Genomic DNA, 18,859 nt, shown 5'->3' with positions numbered 1-18,859 from the left:
GGGCGCGCCCGCCGACCGCGTCCACCTCACGGCGGGCGTCACGGGCCCCGAGCCCCGGCCCGCCGATCCGAACCACGATGATTTCGCAGGTCACGAGGGTGCGACGAGATCGTGGACGTGATCACGTCCGATGTCGCGCGCCAAGCCCGCCGCGGCCACCACGAAGCCGGCGCGGACGTCGTGAAGACCAACACCTTCGGGGCCGATCCCGTCGAGCGGGACGTCACGGAGAAGATCGTCGGATTGTCACGTCGGGGTGCCGAACTCGCACGTGAGGCCGTGCCGGGCACGGCGCCGGGTTCGTCCTCGACCCGGCCTGACCGGGCGCCGACCCTCCCACCCTCGGTCACGCTCCGTGCGTAACAGTCCGGGATACTTGCGTCGAACAGGTGAAGGACACGACCACGCGTGATCAACGAAGGACGTACATGACGGTCGAGGCTGTGCTGTGGGACATGGACGGCACGCTGCTGGACTCCGAGAAGCTGTGGGACATCCCGCTCTACGAGTTCGTCGAGAAGCTGGGCGGCACGCTGTCGCTCGCGACCAGGCAGGCGATGGTCGGGTCGAGCGTGCCCCGGACGATGTCGATGCTGTTCGCGGAGGTGGGCGTCGAGCGGCCGTCCGAGGAGGACGTCGCCGACGGCGCGGCGTGGATCATGCGGCGCACCGAGGAGGTGTTCCGCGCCGGGCTGCCGTGGCGGCCGGGCGCGCGTGAGGCGTTGCGCGCGGTCCGCGACTCGGGCGTGCCGATGGCGCTGGTGACGTCGACCGAGCGGCAGTTGACCGAGGTCGCGCTGGACACCATCGGGCGCGACCTGTTCGACGTCACGGTGTGCGGCGACGAGGTGGACCGCCGCAACAAGCCGCTGCCCGAGCCGTACCTGAAGGCAGCCCGGCTGCTCGGCGTCGACCCGACCCGGTGCGTCGCGATCGAGGACTCGCCGACGGGCGTCGCCTCCGCCGTGGCCGCCGGCTGCACGGTCCTGGTCGTGCCGTGCGACGTGCCGGTCGAGCCGGGCGAGCGCCGCGTGTTCCGGGAGTCCCTGGTGGGGGTGGACCTGGAGGCGCTCGCCCGGCTGCTGGACGGCTGAGACCGACCAGCCTGCTAGACGGCCGACCTGGCCCGTCTCGTGGCCGGGTCGACCAGCAGGCCGAACACGACGCCGAGGCCGAGCCACAGCGTGGCCGTCTCGGCGAGGGAGGCCAGCCGGAACTCCCACAGCACGCTGCCCGGTAGGTCGGACGGCACGGCGTCCGGCGTCGCCGGGAACGCGACCAGCAGCACGACCACCGCCGCCACCACGGCCGAGGCCACGGCGGTGGCCCGGACCGGCGTGCCGAGGCGGCCCAACCGGGAGGCCAGGTAGCTCGCACCGACCGCGACCAGCAGCCCGGCCGCGATCAGCCCCAGGTAGAGCACGGTGCGGTACTCGACCGTGTCCGGGTCGCCCACCGCCGGCGGGTTGGCCGGGTACTTCACCGCGGGCAGCAGCGCCGCCGCCCCGAACGCCGCCGCCGACAGCGCCACCGCCCGGACGAACGGCGCCTTCGACGCGAACCAGCGCCGCGACCCCGCGTAGGCGGTGGCGAACAGCGCGCCGACGGCGACGCCCACCACGACCGCGGCGAGCACACCGCCGACCACCTGCGTGCCGCGGCTGAACAGCTCGCCGTGCCCGTGACCCGCGTCGGGCGCCGCGGGCCGGGCCTGCTCGACGGCCAGCGCCGCCCGGATCGGCGCCTCGACCACCAGCACGCCGACCAGGCCCGCGAGCAGCCCGGCCACCGCGCCCGCGCCGAGACCGCGCAGCAACAGGCCCTTGTAGGTGTTCGTCGACATGGCGCCCGCGCCTAGTGGCACGGGACGCCGAGCGCGTGGCGCCCGTCGTGGAAGAACTCGTGCACGGTCTCGGCGGCGTGGCCGAGCGCGATGCCGTTCTCCTGCAGGACCAGCCAGGTCACGGTCAACGCGACCAGCGCGACGGCGTAGGCCCACTTGGGGACGGGAGTGGAAAGGGGGTGCGCGGGGCTCGTCATGACGGCCTCCTCCATACCTCGTGGAAGGTCAACAACAACTCGTGCCGCAGCCGGTCTCCTGACTCCCGGATCGACGCCGTCCCCGCGTCTTCCCAGCCGCTGAGCGCGGCCAGTGACGTTCTCGGCGGGTTGGCTCCCCGGTCACAGTGGCGAGGACCGCGCCGGATTCACACCGGCTTCCCGTCCACTGCGGCGCTGCGACCGTAGAGGTGGATCGAGGGCCGGCACAACCGACCAGACGAGTTGTCGTCGCTCACCTCCGACGAGCCGGCAACGGGCAGTCACCGCACGTGCCGCCGCCGTCGAGCCGGTAGTACAGGCAGCAGCTGCGCCGCCGGAACGCGATCTCGCCGGGGAACGGGATGAACTCGCCGGTGTCCTTGAGCGGTGGGTCGGCGAACAGCTCGGCGGCCAGCGCGTCGCAGTCGACGCCGCTGCGGCTGATCGTGCGCAGCGCGCCCGCCATGGACGACCCCGCGTTGCCCCACAGCAGGCCGCGGGCCACCGGCGTGACCGCGTGCACCGCCTCGACCACCGGCTCCAGCGACTCGGCGACGCCGACGCCGGTGACGGGGTCCTTGAGCCGGACCTGGAGCCCTTCGGGGGTGTAGCGCCACCACAGGTTGGCCGGGCGGATGTCGGGCACGTCGCCGCCGACCGCGCGTGCGGCGACGACCGGGCTCAGCAGCCGCGCGGTGTAGCCGAGGAAGAACAACGACGCGGCGACCCGCCGTTCCCCGGTGCGGTACCGGGCGGAGATCCGGTCGAGGGCGTCGGGCAGGGCGGGGCCGTGCGACAGGGCCGCGCCGTCGTGCCAGCTGTCGTCGGGCCGGCCGACGTCCAGGGCGAAGAACGGGCTGAGGCCGCGGATCTGCCGCAGGGTGGCCAGGACTCGGGCGAACTCGGACACGTGACCTAGTCTGCCGCCGTGGACGCACTGGGGTTGGGACTGGCCCTCGGCCTGGCCGCGAGCATCAGCCCCGGTCCGCTGTTGGTGCTGGTGGTGACGTCGGCGCTGCGGTCGGGCTGGAGGGCCGGCGCCCTGACCGCCTGCGCGCCGCTGCTGTCGGACGCCGCCGTGGTCGCCGTGACCCTGCTCCTGCTGGACCGCCTGCCGGGGCGGGCGCTGGGCGTGCTCGGCGTCGTCGGCGCGGTGTTCGTCGTGTGGACCGGCGTGCAGACCGTCCGCGACGCCCGCTCGGCCTCACTGACCGCCCAGCCCTCGCCCGACCAACCTCCGCCGGATGCCGCGGCCCTGCGCCGAGCGGTGCTGGTGAACCTGCTCAGCCCGCACCCGTGGATCGCGTGGGCGACCGCGCTCGGCCCGCTCACCATCACCACTTGGCGCACGTCAGCGATCGGGGGCGTGGCGTTGCTGACCGGGTTCTACCTCACCCTGGTCGGCGGCAAGGTCGTGATCGCCCTGCTCGTCGCACGTGGACGCCGCAGGCTCGGCGACACCGGCTACCGTCGCACGCTCGCCGCCACCGGCGTGCTGCTCGTGCTCGCGGGCGTGGCGATGGGAGTCGAGTTCGCGACCCTCTGACGGAGAATTCGGCTGACGCGGCCCCCGGCCGGCGGCTATGCATGTCGCCGTGCCCATGACCGACGAAACGTTCCTCGACCACGTCGCCGACCGGCTCGCGGCCCTGCCCGCCGTGCACGCCGTCACCCTCGGCGGATCGCGTGCCCAAGGCACCGGCACCCCGGACAGCGACTGGGACCTCGCCGTCTACTACCGGGGCGCCTTCGACCCCGCCGACCTGCGCGCGGTCGGGTGGGAGGGGCAGGTCTCGGAGATCGGCGAGTGGGGCGGCGGCGTCTTCAACGGCGGAGCCTGGCTCACCGTGGACGGCCGGCGCGTCGACGTCCACTACCGCGACCTCGACGTGGTCGAGCGCGAACTCGCCGAGGCCGAGCAGGGCCGCTTCCACTGGGAGCCGCTGCTGTTCCACCTCGCCGGCATCCCCAGCTACCTGGTCGTCGGCGAGCTCGCGCGGCACCGGGTGCTGCGCGGCGACCTGCCCCGCCCGACCTACCCGGAGGCGCTGCGCGCGGCGGCGCCCGCGGTCTGGCGCGAGAAGGCGGCCTTGACGCTGGACTACGCCCTCTCCGCGCACGCGCCGAGCGGCCGGCTGGCCGAGGTCGCGGCCACGCTGGTCACCGCCGCGCTCCAGACCGCGCACGCCGTGCTCGCCGCACGCGGTCAGTGGACGACGAACGAGAAGCGGCTGTTGCAGGAGGCCGGACTGCGCGGTGTCGACGAGATCGTCGCGGGACTGCGGCCGGAACCCGAGGCGTTGACCCGGGCGATCACCGAGGCGCGCGAGTTGTTCCTGGCCGCCCCCTGACCTGGCCGCCCCCTGACCTGGCCGCCACCTGACCTGGCCGCCGCCTGACCTACGGCAGGTAGAACGTCATCAGGTCGCCGCGCACCGGCGGGAACAGGGCGTGCATCAGCTCGGCGTTCGGGCCCGGGTACACGTCCGGCTCCCGCGCGGTCAGGCCGCGCAGACCGTGCGGGCCGAACAGCAGCGACGCCAGCAGGTCCGGCGCCACGCCGCCGCCACCCGCCGCGCCCGGCGCCTGCATCCGCCCGCCGGCCACCACGGGACCGACCTCGCCCGCCTTGAACGGCAGCCGCACGTGCGACCCGTAGAACGAGACCACCGCCTCGCCCTCCCGGTCGCCGAGCCCGGCCTCCCGCAACCGCCGCCCGAACACCGGCCGCAGGTGCTCCAGCACCGCCACCGGGTCGCCGATCCGCACGTAGTACGAGGCCGCGTCCGGCTCCGCGGGCCCGAGGAACGGCTCCAGCGCCTCACCCGCCACCGACCCCGGCCGCTCGGTCACCTCCTCGGCACCGGTCAACGCGAGCAGCGCGTGCGCCGCCGCCTCGTCGACGGCCGCCACCTCGCACAGCCGCGCGCCTTCGTCCGGCGGGGTGGTGCGACCCGTGGCGACCGGCACGCCGTCCCGCTCCACCAGCCACTGCGTGCTGCCGTCGCGGGCCACCAACCACCGCCACAGGCCGGGGGAGTGCGGCATCCGCAGGTCGGCCCGCGCCTGCTCGGCGTCCTGGAGCCGGGCCATCGCCGGGATGTCCTCGGCACCCGCTTCGCGCAACGCGTGCCCACCGCCGTCGGGACGGCCCGTCACCGGCCGGGTGGCCGAGATCGGGATCGCGTACGTGTAGCCGAACCGGCGGTAGAAGTACGGGATGCCGAGCATCACGTTCACCAGCTGGCCGCGCGCGGCGGACCGCTCGTGCGCCCACCCCATCAGCGCGCGCACCAGCCCGCGGCCCTCGTAGGCGCGGTCGGTGGCGACCAGCTCGACCTGGCCCGCCGGGATCTCCAGCCCGTCGAGCACCAGCGTCTCGTCCAGCAGGGTCGCGGTGGACACGACCTTGTCGCCGTCCACGACGACCGCGCACGCCTCCCAGCCCGCGTCCGGGTCCTGGACCACCAGGCGGTGGTCGACGGCGTCGGCCGGTTCGCCGCGGTCGACGAGCAGCGCGCCGATCTGCTCGAGGTCTTCGGGGCGCGCGGTCCGCAGCACCAGCCCATCGGTCATCGGTGCAGTGTGTGGGGTGTGTCGGAAATCGCGCCATCGGTTTTTCGGTGGCGGTCGCGCCCCGGCCGACGCAGAATCCGCGCCATGCCGTGGCTGCCCGCTGACTTCGCCCACCCGACGCACGTCCCGCTCGACGCCGAACACCACTTGCGGCCCATCCGCGAGTCCGATGTGGACGTCGACTACCCCGCCGTGATGGGCTCCCAGGAGCGGTTGTGGTCGCGGTACGGCGAGAAGTGGGGCTGGCCGCCCGCCGACATGACCTACGAGCACGACCGCGTCGACCTCGCCCGGCACGAACGGGAGCAGGACGCGCACGAGTCGTTCAACTACGCCCTCTTCAACGCCGACGAGACCGAGCTGTACGGCTGCGTCTACATCGACCCGGTCGAGGACCCCGGGCGCAGCGCCGACGCGCGGATCTCGTGGTGGGTGGTGGACGACCGCGTGGGCACCGACCTGGAGCGCGCGCTGGACGCGTTCGTGCCGAAGTGGATCGCGCAGGTGTGGCCCTTCACCGACCCGCACTACGGGATCTAGCGCCCGCGCCCGCCGGACCGGGGTCCTGGGTGCCTGCGACCGTTCGGGGGATGGGAGGATCAGACCCCGTGAAGACCTTCGACGAGCTGTTCGCCGAGCTGAGCGAACGCGCACGCACCCGCCCTGAGGGCTCCGCCACCGCCGCGGCTCTGGAGGCCGGGGTGCATGCGCAGGGCAAGAAGGTGCTGGAGGAGGCCGGCGAGGTCTGGATCGCCGCGGAGCACGAGTCCGACGAGCGCCTGGCCGAAGAGGTCTCCCAGCTGCTGTACCGGGTGCAGGTGCTGATGCTCGGGCGCGGTCTCACCCTCGAAGACGTCTACAAGCACCTGTGATCCTGGAAGTCGCCGCCCTCGACGTCCGCCCCGGTCTGGAGGCGGACTTCGAGCAGGCGTTCGACCAGGCTCGCGAGGTCATCGCGCAGTCGCCCGGGTTCGTCTCGGTCGACCTGCGGCGGTCGGTCGAGCACCCGTCCCGGTACCTGCTGCTCGTGCGGTGGGAACGGCTCGAGGACCACACGGTCGGCTTCCGGCAGGGGCCGCTGTACCCGCGGTGGAAGGCGCTGCTGCACCACTTCTACGACCCGTTCCCGACCGTCGAGCACTACCGCGCCCTCTGACGGCGCAGCAGTTCCACCACCTGGTCGTCGGTGGTCTGGTCGAAGTGACCGTAGAACCGGCCGACCGCCCGGAAATCCGTCCGCGGGTGCGGGCAGACCACCAGGTCGGCGTCCGCGCGCAGGGCGCGCACCGAGTCCGCCGCGCCCACCGGCACCGCGAGCACCAGGCGTCGCGGGTCCTGCCCGCGGGCTTCGCGCAGCGCGGCACGGGCCGTGACGCCGGTGGCCAGGCCGTCGTCCACGACCAGCACGTCCCGGCCTTCGAGCCGCACCGGGCCGTCCCGGTACAGCTCCAGCCGCCGCCGGGCCTCCCGTTGTTCGGCCTCGCACGTCTCGGCCAGGTCCTCGCGGGTGAGGCCGAGCATGCGCAGCGCGTCCTCGTCGAAGATCGGCTCGCCGTTCGCGGTGACCGCCCCGATGCCGTACTCGGGGTGGCCGGGCGCGCCGATCTTGCGGGCGACGGCCACGTCCAGCTCACCGCCCAGCGCGGAGGCGACCTCGAACGCCACCGGCACGCCGCCGCGGGCCAGGCCGAGCACCAGGGGATCGGTCCACGACTCGCCGGCCAGCGCCCGGGCGAGCACCCGTCCGGCGTCGAAGCGGTCCGCGAACCTCATGACCCCATGGTGCGCGCGCCGCGTGCCGGTTGCGACCGTGGGCCTAGCGCTCCCGCACGAACAGCGACTGCGCGCCGTGCCCCACGGGGCCGTGCTCGTCGTGCAGGACGCTGCTCGCCACGCCGACGCCCGACGGTCCGATCACCGTGCGCGCGTCCAGGGCGAACCACTCGCCGACCGGCTCGCGGTGCAGGTGCACGGTCAGGTCGGTGTTGATCGCGTACCACGTGCGGATGTCCAGCCGGCTGGACACGCCGCTCGCCGAGTCGGCCACGGTGAACAGGCGTTGCGCCGCGGTCGGCTCCTCGCCGGCCACCACGCGCACCTGCGGCCGCGCCCACACCACCGCGTCACCGGGCGCGAAGATGCCGCCGCTGACCGAACGCCACTCCATCGCGGCCAGGTAGCCGCCCCGCCAGTGCTCCGGGACGGCCATCGGCTCGCACGTCGACGGCGCGACGAGCGGCTCACCCGCGCCGGCCGCCACCGCCGCCGTGTCGCCCGCCACGATCCGCCACGCGTTCGCCCGCAGTACCGGGCGGCCCCCGTGCGCCAGTTCGGCCGACAACAGCTCCACCGAACGCCCCGGCCGCACCACCGAGGCCGTCACGGTCAGTTCCGCGACCGGCACCGGGCCGAGCACCTCGAACGCCACCCGGGACAGCACCGCCTCCGGCCGCGGCGCGCACCGCTCCAACGCCCGCACCAGCAGCGCGGACGGCGGCCCCAGGTGCTGGCTGTCGTTGCCCCACGGACCGGTGGTGTGCCCGGTGGCGGCGAACCGGTCGGAGTCCAGCTGTTCGTAGAACGCGTCCATCAGCACGATCCCCTCAGCACGACCCCCTCGACACGACCCTTCGACGACGAACCGCTCGGCCCGGACACCGCGTGTCAGTCGGCCCGGTCCAGCGCGGTCTCCACCCCGGCGTCCGGCTCCGGCCAGCCCGGGTACGGCGGCGGCGTGCCGTCGAACGCCGGGCACAGCGCCTTGTGGTCGCAGTAGTCGCACAGCCTGCCCGGGTTCGGCCGGAAGTCGCCGGACTTCGCCGCGCGCAGGATGGCGTCCCAGATCGCCTCCAGCGTGCGCTCGAACCGGGTCAGCTCCGCCTCGTCCGGCTGGTAGGCCAACGCCTGCCGGTCGGCCAGGTACATCAGCCGCAGCTGGCGCGGCACCACGCCGCGCAGCCGCCACAGCACCAGCGCGTAGAACTTCATCTGGAACAACGCCTTGGCCTCGCCGACCTCGCGCGGCGCGGCGCCCGTCTTGTAGTCGACCACCCGGATGTCGCCGGTCGGCGCCACGTCCACGCGGTCGATGTACCCGCGCAGCAGCACGCCCGAGGGCAGTTCCCACTCCACCAGCAGCTCACGGGCGTCGGCGTCGAACCGGCGCGGGTCCTCCAGGCCGAAGTAGCCGTCCAGCAGCTCCTCCGCCGACGCCAGCCACCGCTCCTGCTCCGGATCGCCCTCGGCGAACAGCTCGGCGAACTCCGGCCGCTCGGCCCGCACCCGCTCCCACGCCGGGCCGACCAGCGCCCGCGCCTTCTCCGGCAGCCGTTCGTCGGCGGGCAGGCCGAACAGGTCCTCCAGCACCGCGTGCACCACCGTGCCGCGCACCTGCGCCCTGGTCGGCTTCTCGGGCAGCCGGTCGACGGCGCGGAAGCGGTAGAGCAGCGGGCACTGCTTGAAGTCGCCCGCTCGCGAGGGCGACAGCGCTGGCCTGCGAACAGGGCGCTCGGTGATCGTCGGCACTGCCATGGCCCAGAACCATAGGCCAACCCCCCGACAAGATCGGGTCCGAACCGCGCGAGGCGCTACGCGGCGGCGTGCGCGTAGTCCGGCAGGTCGATCTTGTTCGTGATGTCCTTGCCTGCCTTCAGCATCAGGTCGAGCAGGAACTTGGTGCCCAGGAGCCCGTTGCGCGCGCGCAGGGCGAACCGGCTCGCCGGCGCCAGGAACTTCCCCGTCCGGTCACCGCCCTTCTGGCACCGCCGGGCGTAGTCGCGCATCCGGTCCTCATAACGCCGGAACGCCGTCTCGTGGTCGCCATCCGCCGTGGCCAGCTCGCCCGCGAGCACGTACGCGCCGACCACGGCGGTGCCCGCGCCCATGCCGCCGATGGTGGCGCCGCAGGCCGCGTCACCGACCAGCGCGACCCGCCCCCGTGACCAGGGCCGGACGTCCACCCGGCTGATCGAGTCGAAGTACAGCTCCGTCGTGTGCTCCAAGGTCGCCAGCAACCGGGGCGTCCGCCACCCCACCCCGCGGAACGCGTCGTGGAGCAGCCGGCGCTGCCCGGCCACGTCGTGCCGGTCGTACTCCAGCCGCGGCGACTTGAACACCACGAACGCGCCCGGCCGGTCCGGGCCGCCGCTAGTGGACACGAGCCGCCCCGGCGCGTTGTAGCTCACCGGCTCGGCCGGCGCGTCGAAGTCGGCGGGCAGGTCCCAGCTCGCGACGTAGTAACCGAGGTGGCTGACGAACCGCTCCTCCGGCCCGAAGGCCAGCGCGCGGACCCGGGAGTGGATGCCGTCGGCGCCGATGACCAAGTCGAACGTGCGCTGAGCGCCGGAGGCGAACGTCACGTCGACGCCGTCGGGCGTCTCGGCCAACGCGGCGATCGAGTCGCCGAAGAGATAGTCCGCCCGAGCCCTGCCGTGCTCGTAGAGCACCCGCGAGAGGTCCGAGCGCAGCACCTCGACGTCGCCGCCCGCGAACTCCGCCGGCAGGTGGAGCACGGTGCGGTCGCGCTCGTCCACGAACGTCATCGGGCTGCCGCCGGTCCGGACCTCGCGCAGCCGGTCCAGCACGCCCATCCGCTCCAGCACGGCGAGGTGCGTCTCGCCGCGGAAGTCGACCGCCGCCCCGCCGCCGCGCAGCGCGGGCGCGATCTCCACGACGGTCGGCTCGAAGCCGTAGTGCGCGAGCCAGTAGGCCAGCGCCGGTCCGGCGACGCTCGCGCCGGAGATCAGGACCTGCTTGTCGGCCATGTCCGCCCCTAACTGTGTCCATCGGAAGCAATTCTATTTGTGTATCGTAGACACAGTTTTTTCGCGACGGCAACACCGGAGGTGGCGATGGACCTGACGGGCAGCCTCGAACTGCTGTGGGGCGACCGCCCCGGCCCTCGCCGCGGCCCCAAGCCCGCGCTCACCCACGAGCTCATCGCCCGCACCGGCATCGCGATCGCCGACGCCGAGGGGCTCGCCGCCGTCTCCATGCAGCGGGTCGCCGCGGACCTCGGCTTCACCAAGATGTCGCTGTACCGCTACGTGCCCGGCAAGTCCGAGCTGGTCGCGCTCATGGCCGACCTGGCAATGGGCACGCCGCCCGCCGACCTCGGCGAGGGCGACCGGTTCGCACGGCTGCGCGCGTGGGCGCTGGGGCTGCTGCCCGGCTTCGTGCGCCACCCGTGGGTCCTGGAGGCCACCACGGGCCCGCGCGTGATCGGCCCGAACGAGCTGGCCTGGATGGAGGCCGCGCTGGCCGTGCTCGACGGCGCGGGCCTGGGCGGCGCCGAGCGGATGGACGTGCTGGCGGTGCTCGCCGGGCACGTCCGCAACATCGCCCAGCAAGCGGCGACGGCGCCGGGCGGCGACGCGGGCACGCAGTTCGGCGCGATCGTGGCCGAGGTGGTGCGCGAGCGCGGCGACCGGTACCCGGCGGTGCGGGCCGCGTTGGCGGAGGCGGCCGGGGGAGGCGAGGACGAGGCCCTGGGCTTCGGCCTCGACCTCATCCTCGACGGCCTGCGCGCCCGGATCGGCGACGCGAGCCCGACGCGGGCCCGACCCGGCGCTGATCCAACACAGTCCTGATACACCCGGCCGCCTAGGCTCGTCCCGTGGCGACGACGAGTGGTTGGCGACGGCAGGTCGGCCGGGACGGCGGGCTGCCGCTGTTCCGCGTGGCCGGCATCCCGGTGCTGCTCGCGCCGTCCTGGTGGCTGGGCTCGGCGGCCATCGTGGTGCTCTACGCGCCGCTGGTCGGCCGCATCGCGCCCGGCACGGGCGGCCTCACCGGCGTGCTGCTCGCCGCCACGTTCGCGGTCTTCCTCGGCCTGTCCGTGCTGGCGCACGAACTCGGCCACAGCCTGGTCGCGCTCCGCCTCGGCCTGCCGGTGCGCCGGCTGCGCCTGTTCCTGCTCGGCGGCGTGTCCGAGGTGATGCGCACCCCGACCCGCCCCGGCCACGAGGGCGCCATCGCCGCCGCGGGCCCGATCGTCTCCATCGTCCTGGCGGGCGCGTTCGCGGTGGCCGCCTCCACCATCCCGCAGCCCGACGCGGTCTGGCTGCTGATCGCCCAGACCGCGTTCGCCAACGCCGCCGTCGCGGTGTTCAACCTGCTGCCCGGCCTGCCGCTGGACGGCGGCCGGATCCTGCGCGCGGGCGTGTGGGCCGTCACCGGCCGGCGTGCGACGGGCACGAAGGCCGCCGTCGTCGGCGGCGGCGTGGTGGCCGCGCTGCTCGTCGTCTGGGCGGTCTGGGGCGTGCTCGACGGCGCCGAGGACCGCTGGCTCCGCTTCGGCGTGTGCCTGCTGACCGCGTGGTTCGTGCTGGCCGGCGCGCGCGGCGAGTTCACCGCCGAGCGCCGCAGCACCTGGCCGGACGGCCTCACGCTGGGCGAGCTCGTCCGACCGGTGCTCCAACTGCCCGCCGAGAGCCCGGTGTCGGGCGCGCTCACCGCGTCCGCCGGCCGGGGCGTGGTCCTGGTCCGCGCGGACGGTGTCGCCGCCGGCCTGCTCGACCGCGAGATGGCACGTCGCCTGGCCAGCACCTCGCCGCACGCCCCGGCCGAGCAGGCCGCCGTGCCGATCCGGCCGGAGACCGTGCTGCTGGAGAACGAGACGGGCGCCGAGGTGGTCGAGCGCGTGCACGGCACCGCCGCCTGGGAGTACCTGGTCGTCGACCTCGAAGGACGGCCCGCGGGCGTGCTGCGCCGCGAGGACCTCAAGGCCGCGCTGAACCGCCGCTGACCTGGTCGTCCTCGCCCGGCCCGCCGACCAACCCGGCCTCCTGCGCCAGGATCGCCGCCTGCACCCGCGACCGCAGGTCGAGCTTCGTCAGCACGCGCGACACGTGCGTCTTCACCGTCGTCTCACCGATGTGCAGCTTTCGCCCGATCTGGTGATTCGACAGCCCTTCGCCGAGGCAGTGCAGCACCTCCACCTCGCGGTCGGTCAACGCGTCCAGCGCGGCCGGGCGCGCTCGCGGCGCGGCCGAGGCGAACTCCCGCATCACCCGCCGCGTCACGCTCGGCGCCAGCACGCCGTCACCGGCCGCGACCTGCCGCACCGCGTCCACCAGCGCGGACGCCTCCACCGACTTGAGCAGGAACCCCGCCGCGCCCGCCCGCAGCGCGCCGCGCACGTACTCGTCCAGGTCGAACGTCGTCAGCACGAGCACGTCGCACACGCCGCTGAGCCGCCGGGTCGCCTCGATGCCGTCCACGCCGGGCATCCGGATGTCCATCAGCACCACGTCGGGCTCGAGCCGCTTGGCCAGCCGCACGGCCGTCGCGCCGTCCTCGGCCTCGCCGACCACCTCGATGCCCTCCGCGTCGCCGAGGATCATCACCAGCCCCGCCCGGATCGCCGCGTGGTCGTCGGCCACGACCACCCGGATCACAGCGGGAACTCCGCCCGCACGACCCAGCCGCCTGCCCCGTCGAGACCCGCGGCGAACACCCCGCCGACCAGGTGGGCGCGTTCCGCCATGCTCACCAACCCCGTTCCCGTCCCCGTGCCGCGCGCACCGTCCACCACGTCGTTCCGCACGACCACCACCAACCGCATGACCTGCCGTTCCAGCACCACCGACGTGCGCGCGCCCGGCGCGTGCTTCACCGCGTTGGTCAACGCCTCCTGCACGATCCGGTACGCCGCGACGTCCACGCCCACGGGCAGCTCGCCCACGTCCGCGCCGCGCAGCTCCACGTCCAGCCCGGCCGCGGCGGCCGACTCGACCAGCGCGCCCACGTCCGCCAGCCGCACCGCCACCGGCTCGTCCGCCGGCTCGTCGGCCCGCAGCACGTCGATCATCGTCCGCATCTCGGCCAACGCGCGCACGCTGTTCTCGCGGACCGACTTCAACACCGTGCGCGCGGTCTCCGGGTCGCCCGAGCGCAGCGACAGCACGGCCTCGGACTGGATCGCGATCGCGGACATGTGCCCGGCCACCACGTCGTGCAGGTCGCGGGCCATCCGGTTGCGCTCGGCGTTCACCGCGGCCCGCCGGTCCAGCTCGGCGATGCGGGCGACCTGCTCGGCGCTCTCCCGGTGCCGCCGCACGTTCGTCGCCCACCACACGGGCACCACGAGCAGCGAGAACAGCAGCAACCCGGTGTAGAACGACTGCCGCCAGTCGCCCGTCGCGGCGGACGTCGCCGTGATGCCGACCGTCGCCGCGGCCACCACGGCGACGAGCACCCGGTGCAGCGCGCGCGGCCCGTGCAGCGTGGCCACGAACAGCACGTCGATGCACACCATCATCACCGGCATGCTCAGGCCGAAGTGCAGGTCCACCGCCGTGGCCGCGCCCGCCACGCCCAGCGCCACCACGGGCGCCCGGTGGCGGAACACCTGACCGGCGCACGCCACCGCGAGGATCGCCACCCGCACCCCGAGCGGCGTCGACCCGCCGCGGTCGCCCGTCACCTGGTCCAGGCCGAGCCGGTGGATCAGCAGCCCCAAGGCGAAGAAGGCCACCGCGGTCAGCACGTCGCGGTGTTTCGGGCGGAGCTCCACCACGTCATCACAGCACAGGGCAAGGCCCGAAGCGTCCTACGAACTGATGACCCGGGATCGGTCAGCCCGCCGACGCGCGCGAGGTCCGCGGGCGGCAGCATTGAGGACGTGGTCGAACCGTTGGTGTTCCTCATCGTGGCGTGCGAGATCGGGTTCTGGGTGGTGCTGGGCGCGGGGCTGCTGGCCCGGTACGTGCTGCGGATGCGCAGACTCGGCGCGGTGCTGCTGGCCTGTACCCCGTTGGTGGACGTGGTGCTGCTCGTGGCGACCGTGTTCGACCTGAGGTCCGGGGGCGAGGCGACGAGCGTGCACGGGCTCGCCGCGATCTACCTGGGGGTGAGCGTGGCGTTCGGGCACAGCATGATGCGGTGGGCCGACCAGCGCGTCGCCCACCGGTTCGCCGGTGGGCCGCCGCCGGTGAAGCCGCCGAAGCACGGCCTGGCGAAGGTGCGCCACGAGTGGCGCGAGTGGGGCAAGTTCGCGGTGGCGTGGGCGATCGCGTGCTCGGTGATGCTGCTGCTCATGTTCGTCGCCGGCACGCCGGAGCGCACGCAGGCGCTGTGGGGCCAGATGGCGACCATGACGCTCATCGGCGCGATCTGGCTGGTGGGCTGGCCCGTGTACCACACGGTCACCGAGCTGGCGAAGGGCCGGTTCACCGAGAAGGTCACCGACAAGGGCGAGTGAACGCGGGTCGGACGGCCGGTAGGCCGCTACGGGCCGTGTGCGGCCTCCGTGCGACCATCGTGCGCTGTTGACGCGCGTTTAAGCAGGAGGTTCGCCGCGGTGAGCACCGCCAGTGGTCCGTTCCAGCCGGGAGACCGGGTGCAGTTGACCGACCCGAAGGGACGGCACTACACGATCGTGCTCGAACCGGGCAAGGAGTACCACACGCACCGCGGCGCGTTGTCGCACGACAAGCTGATCGGGCAGCCCGAGGGGTCCGTGGTCGTCTCGGTGGGCGGCACGTCGTTCCTGGCGCTGCGCCCGCTGCTGCCGGACTACGTGCTGTCCATGCCGCGCGGCGCCCAGGTGATCTACCCCAAGGACGCCGCCCAGATCGTCATGTACGGCGACGTGTTCCCCGGCGCGCGGGTGCTGGAGGCAGGCGCCGGGTCGGGCGCGCTGACCTGCTCGTTGCTGCGCGCGGTCGGCGAGAAGGGCAGCGTGACGTCGTACGAGGTCCGCCAGGACCACGCCGACCACGCGATCCGCAACGTCGAGCAGTTCTTCGGCGAGCGGCCCGGCAACTGGTCGCTGACCGTCGCCGACGTGAACGAGCACGAGGGCGAGGTCGACCGGGTCGTCCTGGACATGCTCGCGCCGTGGGACGTGCTGCCCGCCGTGTCGCGCAGCCTCATCCCGGGCGGCGTGCTGGTGGTGTACGTGGCGACCACGACGCAGCTGTCGAAGGTGACCGAGGCGATCCGGGAGCAGCAGCACTGGACCGAGCCGCACGCGTGGGAGACCCTCGTGCGGCCGTGGCACGTGGTGGGCCTGGCCGTGCGGCCGGAGCACCGGATGATCGGGCACACCGCGTTCCTGCTGACCACCCGCAGGCTGGCCGACGGCGTCACGCCGCCCCGGCCGCAGCGCCGCCCGTCCAAGGGCTGATCGAGCGCCTGACCAGCTGAAACGGCCCCGCACGTGGTGTGCGGGGCCGTTGTCCACCGGTCGTGCGGGTCAGCTCTTCGGGCAGGCGACCCAGCCGTCGTCGGTCTTCTTGAACGGCAGCGTGTCGGTGTCGTCCTTGACGAACTCCTTCATGCTGTCGGGCACGCCGTCGAACTTGACCGAGATGGTGGCCGTGGCCTCCGTGTCGCTCTTCTCCTCGACCTTGTCGACGGTCAGGTTGACCTTGATGCTCTTCGCCGCCTCCTGGGCCGCCTTGATCTGCTCCTGGAACTCCGGGGGCAGGTCCTTCAGCTCCTTCTCGAGCTCGGCGGCGAAGGCGCCCGGGTCGGTGGCCTTCTTGATGTCGTCAATCGATTTCTTGCTCGTGTCGCAGGTCAGCGCGGTGAGCTTGTCGAAGTCGCGGGAGTTGACGGCCGCGACGTAGCTGTCGGCGGCGTCCTTGGCGGTGCCGTTGCTGCCGCCTCCCAGCGTCATGACCAGCGTGACCACGACGCCGATCACGACCAGGGCGCCGACCCCGCCCAAGATCCACGGCAGGGGGCTCTTCTTCGGCGGCGTGCCGTAGGGATCGCCGAAACCACCCGGTTGGCCGTAACCGGGCTGGTTGAACTGGCCGGGTTGGCCGTACGGCTGCTGGCCGGGGCCGGGCTGGCCCTGCTGCGGGTAACCGCCGGGTGGCGTGCCGTAGCCGGGCTGCTGCCCACCCTGTGGGAACCCCTGGGCAGGCGGCGGGTACCCGCCGGGCTGCTGGCCGTATCCCGGCTGCTGGCCGAATTGGCCTGGTTGCTGGCCAAATTGACCCGGCTGCTGACCGTACGGACCCGGCTGCTGCGGCGGGACGGACATCACGTTCTCCTAGAACTTTCCGCTGGTGGCAGTGGACACTGCCCGGACCACTCACGTGGGACTAGTACTGGACGCACGGTAGCGGGTGGGAGGTTCCGGCTGACACCGGTATGGAGCAGTTGACCCCGCCGAGCGGGCGGTTTGTGTCATCACACGACGCCTCCGAACCCGCTGGGTGGCCGCTTTTGTCGGTGATCGCCGGTACCGTTGTCGTACGAACACGGGAGGAGGGTGCCGACATGCAGCACGGTCATCCCGGCAGCCAGCCCGATGAGGGTGGCGAGCTGAACAAGGGCAATAACTCTGGTGAGCTGACAGCGCAGATCAGGTTCCTGGAGGACGAGATCGCGTTGCTGCGCCGCAAGTTGACGGAATCCCCACGACACGTCCGCCTGCTGGAGCAGCGGTTGGCGGAGGCGACGGAGCGCGTCAGCCAACTGACCGAGCGCAACACGAAGCTCATCGACACCCTTCGAGAAGCGCGGAGCCAGCTGCTCGCGCTGCGCGAGGAAGTGGACCGCCTCGCGCAGCCGCCCAGCGGCTACGGCGTGTTCCTGGCCAGGTTCGACGACGGCACGGTGGACGTGTTCACCTCCGGCCGCCGCATGCGGGTCTCGGTATCGCCCGCGGTCGAGACGCCGTCGCTGGTCCTCGGCCAGTCGGTGCGCCTGAACGAGGCGTTGACCGTGGTCGAGGGCGGCGACTTCGAGCGAACCGGCGAGGTCTGCACGCTGCGCGAGGTGTTGGCGTCGGAAACCGCCGACAGCTCGATCGGCCGTGCCCTGGTCGTCGGCCATGCCGACGAGGAGCGGGTCGTCTGGCTCGCCCAGCCGCTGATGGATTCGCCGCTGAAGGCGGGCGACTCCCTGCTGGTCGACTCCAAGGCGGGTTTCGCCTACGAGCGCGTGCCGAAGGCCGAGGTCGAGGACCTGGTGCTGGAGGAGGTGCCCGACGTCCGGTACGAGGACATCGGTGGCCTCTACCGGCAGATCGAGCAGATCCGCGACGCCGTGGAGCTGCCGTTCCTGCACGCCGACCTGTTCCGCGAGTACAAGCTGCGCCCGCCCAAGGGCGTGCTGTTGTACGGCCCTCCCGGCTGCGGCAAGACGCTCATCGCGAAAGCGGTGGCGAACTCCCTGGCCAAGCAGGTCCACGCCGCCAGGGGCGAGGACCACCGCGAAGCCAAGAGCTACTTCCTCAACATCAAGGGCCCCGAGCTGCTCAACAAGTTCGTGGGCGAGACCGAGCGGCACATCCGGCTGATCTTCCAGCGCGCCCGGGAGAAGGCCTCCGAGGGCACGCCGGTGATCGTGTTCTTCGACGAGATGGACTCGATCTTCCGCACCCGCGGCAGCGGCGTGTCGTCCGACGTCGAGACCACGATCGTGCCCCAGCTCCTCAGCGAGATCGACGGCGTCGAGGGCCTGGAGAACGTGATCGTGATCGGCGCCTCCAACCGCGAGGACATGATCGACCCGGCGATCCTGCGGCCGGGCCGGCTCGACGTCAAGATCAAGATCGAGCGTCCGGACGCCGAAGGCGCGAAGGACATCTTCAACAAGTACCTCACGCCCGACCTGCCGATCCACGCCGACGACCTGGCCGAGTTCGGCGGCGACCCGGTGGCCTGCATCGACGGCATGGTGCAGCACACGGTCGAGCGGATGTACGAGGAGTCGGAGGAGAACCGCTTCCTCGAGGTCACCTACGCCAACGGTGACAAGGAGGTCCTGTACTTCCGGGACTTCAACTCGGGCGCGATGATCCAGAACATCGTCGACCGCGCGAAGAAGGCGGCCATCAAGAGCCTGCTGGACACCAAGCAGCCGGGCTTGTCGGTGCGCCACCTGCTGGACGCGATCGTGGACGAGTTCGCCGAGAACGAGGACCTGCCCAACACGACCAACCCGGACGACTGGGCCAGGATCTCGGGCAAGAAGGGCGAGCGGATCGTGTACATCCGCACGCTGGTGACCGGCAAGAACCAGGAGTCGGGTCGGGCCATCGACACGGCCACGAACACCGGTCAGTACCTGTAGGACCGCACTGCCATCCATCAACCCGCCTGGAGAACCCGTCCGGCCACCGCGCCGGGCGGGTTTTCCGCGTTCAGGGCGGGCGCGGACACCCCTCACCCCACCGGCGCACCTCGCGCGGCCACCGCTCGCGACCTGGGCGTGAATCGGTTCAGAAGGTCCAGTCTCGTCCTGCGCAGGTCGGACCGGCCGCACGGGAGCCGTTCGGCCG

Annotated in this window: 23 protein-coding genes and 1 riboswitch; of the genes, 12 read left to right on the top strand and 11 right to left on the bottom strand. The window is 72.8% G+C overall.

The features are described 5' to 3' along the window. Positions 1-111: 111 nt before the first annotated feature. Both AB0I91_RS11755 and AB0I91_RS11750 read left to right on the top strand, forming a co-directional pair. Complete coding sequence (locus AB0I91_RS11755; protein WP_498775793.1) at positions 112-363, top strand: homocysteine S-methyltransferase family protein; 252 nt, start codon at positions 112-114, stop codon at positions 361-363. 65 nt (positions 364-428) lie between these two features. Then, positions 429-1,094, top strand: a complete 666-nt coding sequence (locus AB0I91_RS11750) for an HAD family hydrolase (protein ID WP_498775795.1) — start codon at positions 429-431, stop codon at positions 1,092-1,094. Between the two features lie 14 nt (positions 1,095-1,108). Here the strand turns inward: AB0I91_RS11750 and AB0I91_RS11745 are convergent, their stop codons facing one another. The 3 genes from AB0I91_RS11745 to AB0I91_RS11735 form a co-directional block, all read right to left on the bottom strand. Beyond that, positions 1,109-1,843, bottom strand: coding sequence for a CbtA family protein (locus AB0I91_RS11745; protein ID WP_498775797.1), 735 nt, complete (start codon positions 1,841-1,843; stop codon positions 1,109-1,111). A gap of 11 nt (positions 1,844-1,854) precedes the next feature. Then, complete coding sequence (locus AB0I91_RS11740) at positions 1,855-2,040, bottom strand: CbtB domain-containing protein (RefSeq protein WP_498775799.1); 186 nt, start codon at positions 2,038-2,040, stop codon at positions 1,855-1,857. Between the two features lie 31 nt (positions 2,041-2,071). After that, positions 2,072-2,255, bottom strand: a riboswitch (cobalamin riboswitch). Between the two features lie 38 nt (positions 2,256-2,293). Further along, a complete protein-coding gene (locus tag AB0I91_RS11735) occupies positions 2,294-2,950 on the bottom strand; it encodes a (2Fe-2S)-binding protein (RefSeq protein ID WP_499636642.1) in 657 nt (218 codons plus the stop codon). 18 nt (positions 2,951-2,968) lie between these two features. Here AB0I91_RS11735 and AB0I91_RS11730 point away from each other — a divergent pair, with 18 nt between their 5' ends. Continuing rightward, entirely contained in the window at positions 2,969-3,586 is a 618-nt protein-coding gene (locus AB0I91_RS11730) for a LysE family translocator (RefSeq protein ID WP_499636641.1), read from the top strand. A 55-nt stretch (positions 3,587-3,641) separates the two neighbouring features. After that, positions 3,642-4,391: a nucleotidyltransferase domain-containing protein gene (locus AB0I91_RS11725; protein WP_498775805.1), complete on the top strand. Its 750-nt coding sequence runs from the start codon at positions 3,642-3,644 to the stop codon at positions 4,389-4,391. Between the two features lie 49 nt (positions 4,392-4,440). Here AB0I91_RS11725 and AB0I91_RS11720 read toward each other — a convergent pair whose 3' ends face one another. Next, on the bottom strand, positions 4,441-5,616 hold the full coding sequence (locus AB0I91_RS11720; RefSeq protein ID WP_498775807.1) for a GNAT family N-acetyltransferase: 1,176 nt from the start codon (positions 5,614-5,616) through the stop codon (positions 4,441-4,443). Between the two features lie 84 nt (positions 5,617-5,700). Between AB0I91_RS11720 and AB0I91_RS11715 the strand changes: the two genes are divergently transcribed. From AB0I91_RS11715 to AB0I91_RS11705, 3 genes are all read left to right on the top strand, one after another. Next, on the top strand, positions 5,701-6,156 hold the full coding sequence (locus AB0I91_RS11715) for an N-acetyltransferase (protein WP_499612992.1): 456 nt from the start codon (positions 5,701-5,703) through the stop codon (positions 6,154-6,156). Between the two features lie 68 nt (positions 6,157-6,224). After that, entirely contained in the window at positions 6,225-6,488 is a 264-nt protein-coding gene (locus AB0I91_RS11710) for a phosphoribosyl-ATP diphosphatase (protein ID WP_033434999.1), read from the top strand. Continuing rightward, the gene (locus tag AB0I91_RS11705) at positions 6,485-6,772 is read left to right on the top strand and encodes an antibiotic biosynthesis monooxygenase family protein (RefSeq protein WP_498775811.1); all 288 of its coding nucleotides are present in this window, start codon (positions 6,485-6,487) and stop codon (positions 6,770-6,772) included. Before AB0I91_RS11710 ends, AB0I91_RS11705 begins: the two co-directional genes overlap by 4 nt. Here AB0I91_RS11705 and AB0I91_RS11700 read toward each other — a convergent pair. The 4 genes from AB0I91_RS11700 to AB0I91_RS11685 form a co-directional block, all read right to left on the bottom strand. Then, on the bottom strand, positions 6,757-7,389 hold the full coding sequence (locus AB0I91_RS11700; RefSeq protein ID WP_498775813.1) for a phosphoribosyltransferase: 633 nt from the start codon (positions 7,387-7,389) through the stop codon (positions 6,757-6,759). The genes AB0I91_RS11705 and AB0I91_RS11700 overlap by 16 nt on opposite strands. A 43-nt stretch (positions 7,390-7,432) precedes the next feature. Continuing rightward, positions 7,433-8,209, bottom strand: coding sequence for a thioesterase family protein (locus AB0I91_RS11695; RefSeq protein WP_498776126.1), 777 nt, complete (start codon positions 8,207-8,209; stop codon positions 7,433-7,435). A 71-nt stretch (positions 8,210-8,280) separates the two neighbouring features. After that, positions 8,281-9,147, bottom strand: coding sequence for a RecB family exonuclease (locus tag AB0I91_RS11690; protein WP_499636638.1), 867 nt, complete (start codon positions 9,145-9,147; stop codon positions 8,281-8,283). A gap of 56 nt (positions 9,148-9,203) precedes the next feature. Next, positions 9,204-10,379, bottom strand: a complete 1,176-nt coding sequence (locus AB0I91_RS11685; protein WP_499636636.1) for an FAD-dependent monooxygenase — start codon at positions 10,377-10,379, stop codon at positions 9,204-9,206. A gap of 87 nt (positions 10,380-10,466) precedes the next feature. On the opposite strand from AB0I91_RS11685, the gene AB0I91_RS11680 reads away from it, so the two are divergent. After that, complete coding sequence (locus AB0I91_RS11680; RefSeq protein ID WP_498775819.1) at positions 10,467-11,204, top strand: TetR/AcrR family transcriptional regulator; 738 nt, start codon at positions 10,467-10,469, stop codon at positions 11,202-11,204. A 26-nt stretch (positions 11,205-11,230) separates the two neighbouring features. Next, positions 11,231-12,361, top strand: coding sequence for a site-2 protease family protein (locus tag AB0I91_RS11675; protein ID WP_499636634.1), 1,131 nt, complete (start codon positions 11,231-11,233; stop codon positions 12,359-12,361). Here the strand turns inward: AB0I91_RS11675 and AB0I91_RS11670 are convergent. Both AB0I91_RS11670 and AB0I91_RS11665 read right to left on the bottom strand, forming a co-directional pair. Next, complete coding sequence (locus AB0I91_RS11670) at positions 12,336-12,959, bottom strand: response regulator (protein ID WP_498776128.1); 624 nt, start codon at positions 12,957-12,959, stop codon at positions 12,336-12,338. The two genes, AB0I91_RS11675 and AB0I91_RS11670, sit on opposite strands and share 26 nt — an antisense overlap. A 50-nt stretch (positions 12,960-13,009) precedes the next feature. Further along, positions 13,010-14,134 carry a sensor histidine kinase gene (locus tag AB0I91_RS11665; protein ID WP_498775823.1) on the bottom strand — a complete coding sequence of 375 codons (1,125 nt, stop codon included), beginning with the start codon at positions 14,132-14,134 and terminating at the stop codon, positions 13,010-13,012. 105 nt (positions 14,135-14,239) lie between these two features. Between AB0I91_RS11665 and AB0I91_RS11660 the strand changes: the two genes are divergently transcribed. Both AB0I91_RS11660 and AB0I91_RS11655 read left to right on the top strand, forming a co-directional pair. Next, on the top strand, positions 14,240-14,818 hold the full coding sequence (locus AB0I91_RS11660; RefSeq protein WP_499636632.1) for a hypothetical protein: 579 nt from the start codon (positions 14,240-14,242) through the stop codon (positions 14,816-14,818). Between the two features lie 99 nt (positions 14,819-14,917). Beyond that, the gene (locus AB0I91_RS11655) at positions 14,918-15,745 is read left to right on the top strand and encodes a tRNA (adenine-N1)-methyltransferase (RefSeq protein WP_230565749.1); all 828 of its coding nucleotides are present in this window, start codon (positions 14,918-14,920) and stop codon (positions 15,743-15,745) included. A 69-nt stretch (positions 15,746-15,814) separates the two neighbouring features. Here AB0I91_RS11655 and AB0I91_RS11650 read toward each other — a convergent pair whose 3' ends face one another. Beyond that, positions 15,815-16,612, bottom strand: coding sequence for an Rv0361 family membrane protein (locus tag AB0I91_RS11650; protein ID WP_498775828.1), 798 nt, complete (start codon positions 16,610-16,612; stop codon positions 15,815-15,817). 239 nt (positions 16,613-16,851) lie between these two features. Here AB0I91_RS11650 and arc point away from each other — a divergent pair, with 239 nt between their 5' ends. Then, on the top strand, positions 16,852-18,651 hold the full coding sequence (gene arc, locus AB0I91_RS11645) for a proteasome ATPase (protein WP_123742245.1): 1,800 nt from the start codon (positions 16,852-16,854) through the stop codon (positions 18,649-18,651). The last annotated feature ends 208 nt before the right edge of the window (positions 18,652-18,859 follow it).

It is taken from the genome of Actinosynnema sp. NPDC049800, assembly GCF_040656635.1.
GTDB lineage: Bacteria > Actinomycetota > Actinomycetes > Mycobacteriales > Pseudonocardiaceae > Actinosynnema.
The sequence above is the reverse complement of the archived record's forward strand: the minus strand, read 5'-3'. Positions and strand labels throughout refer to the sequence as shown.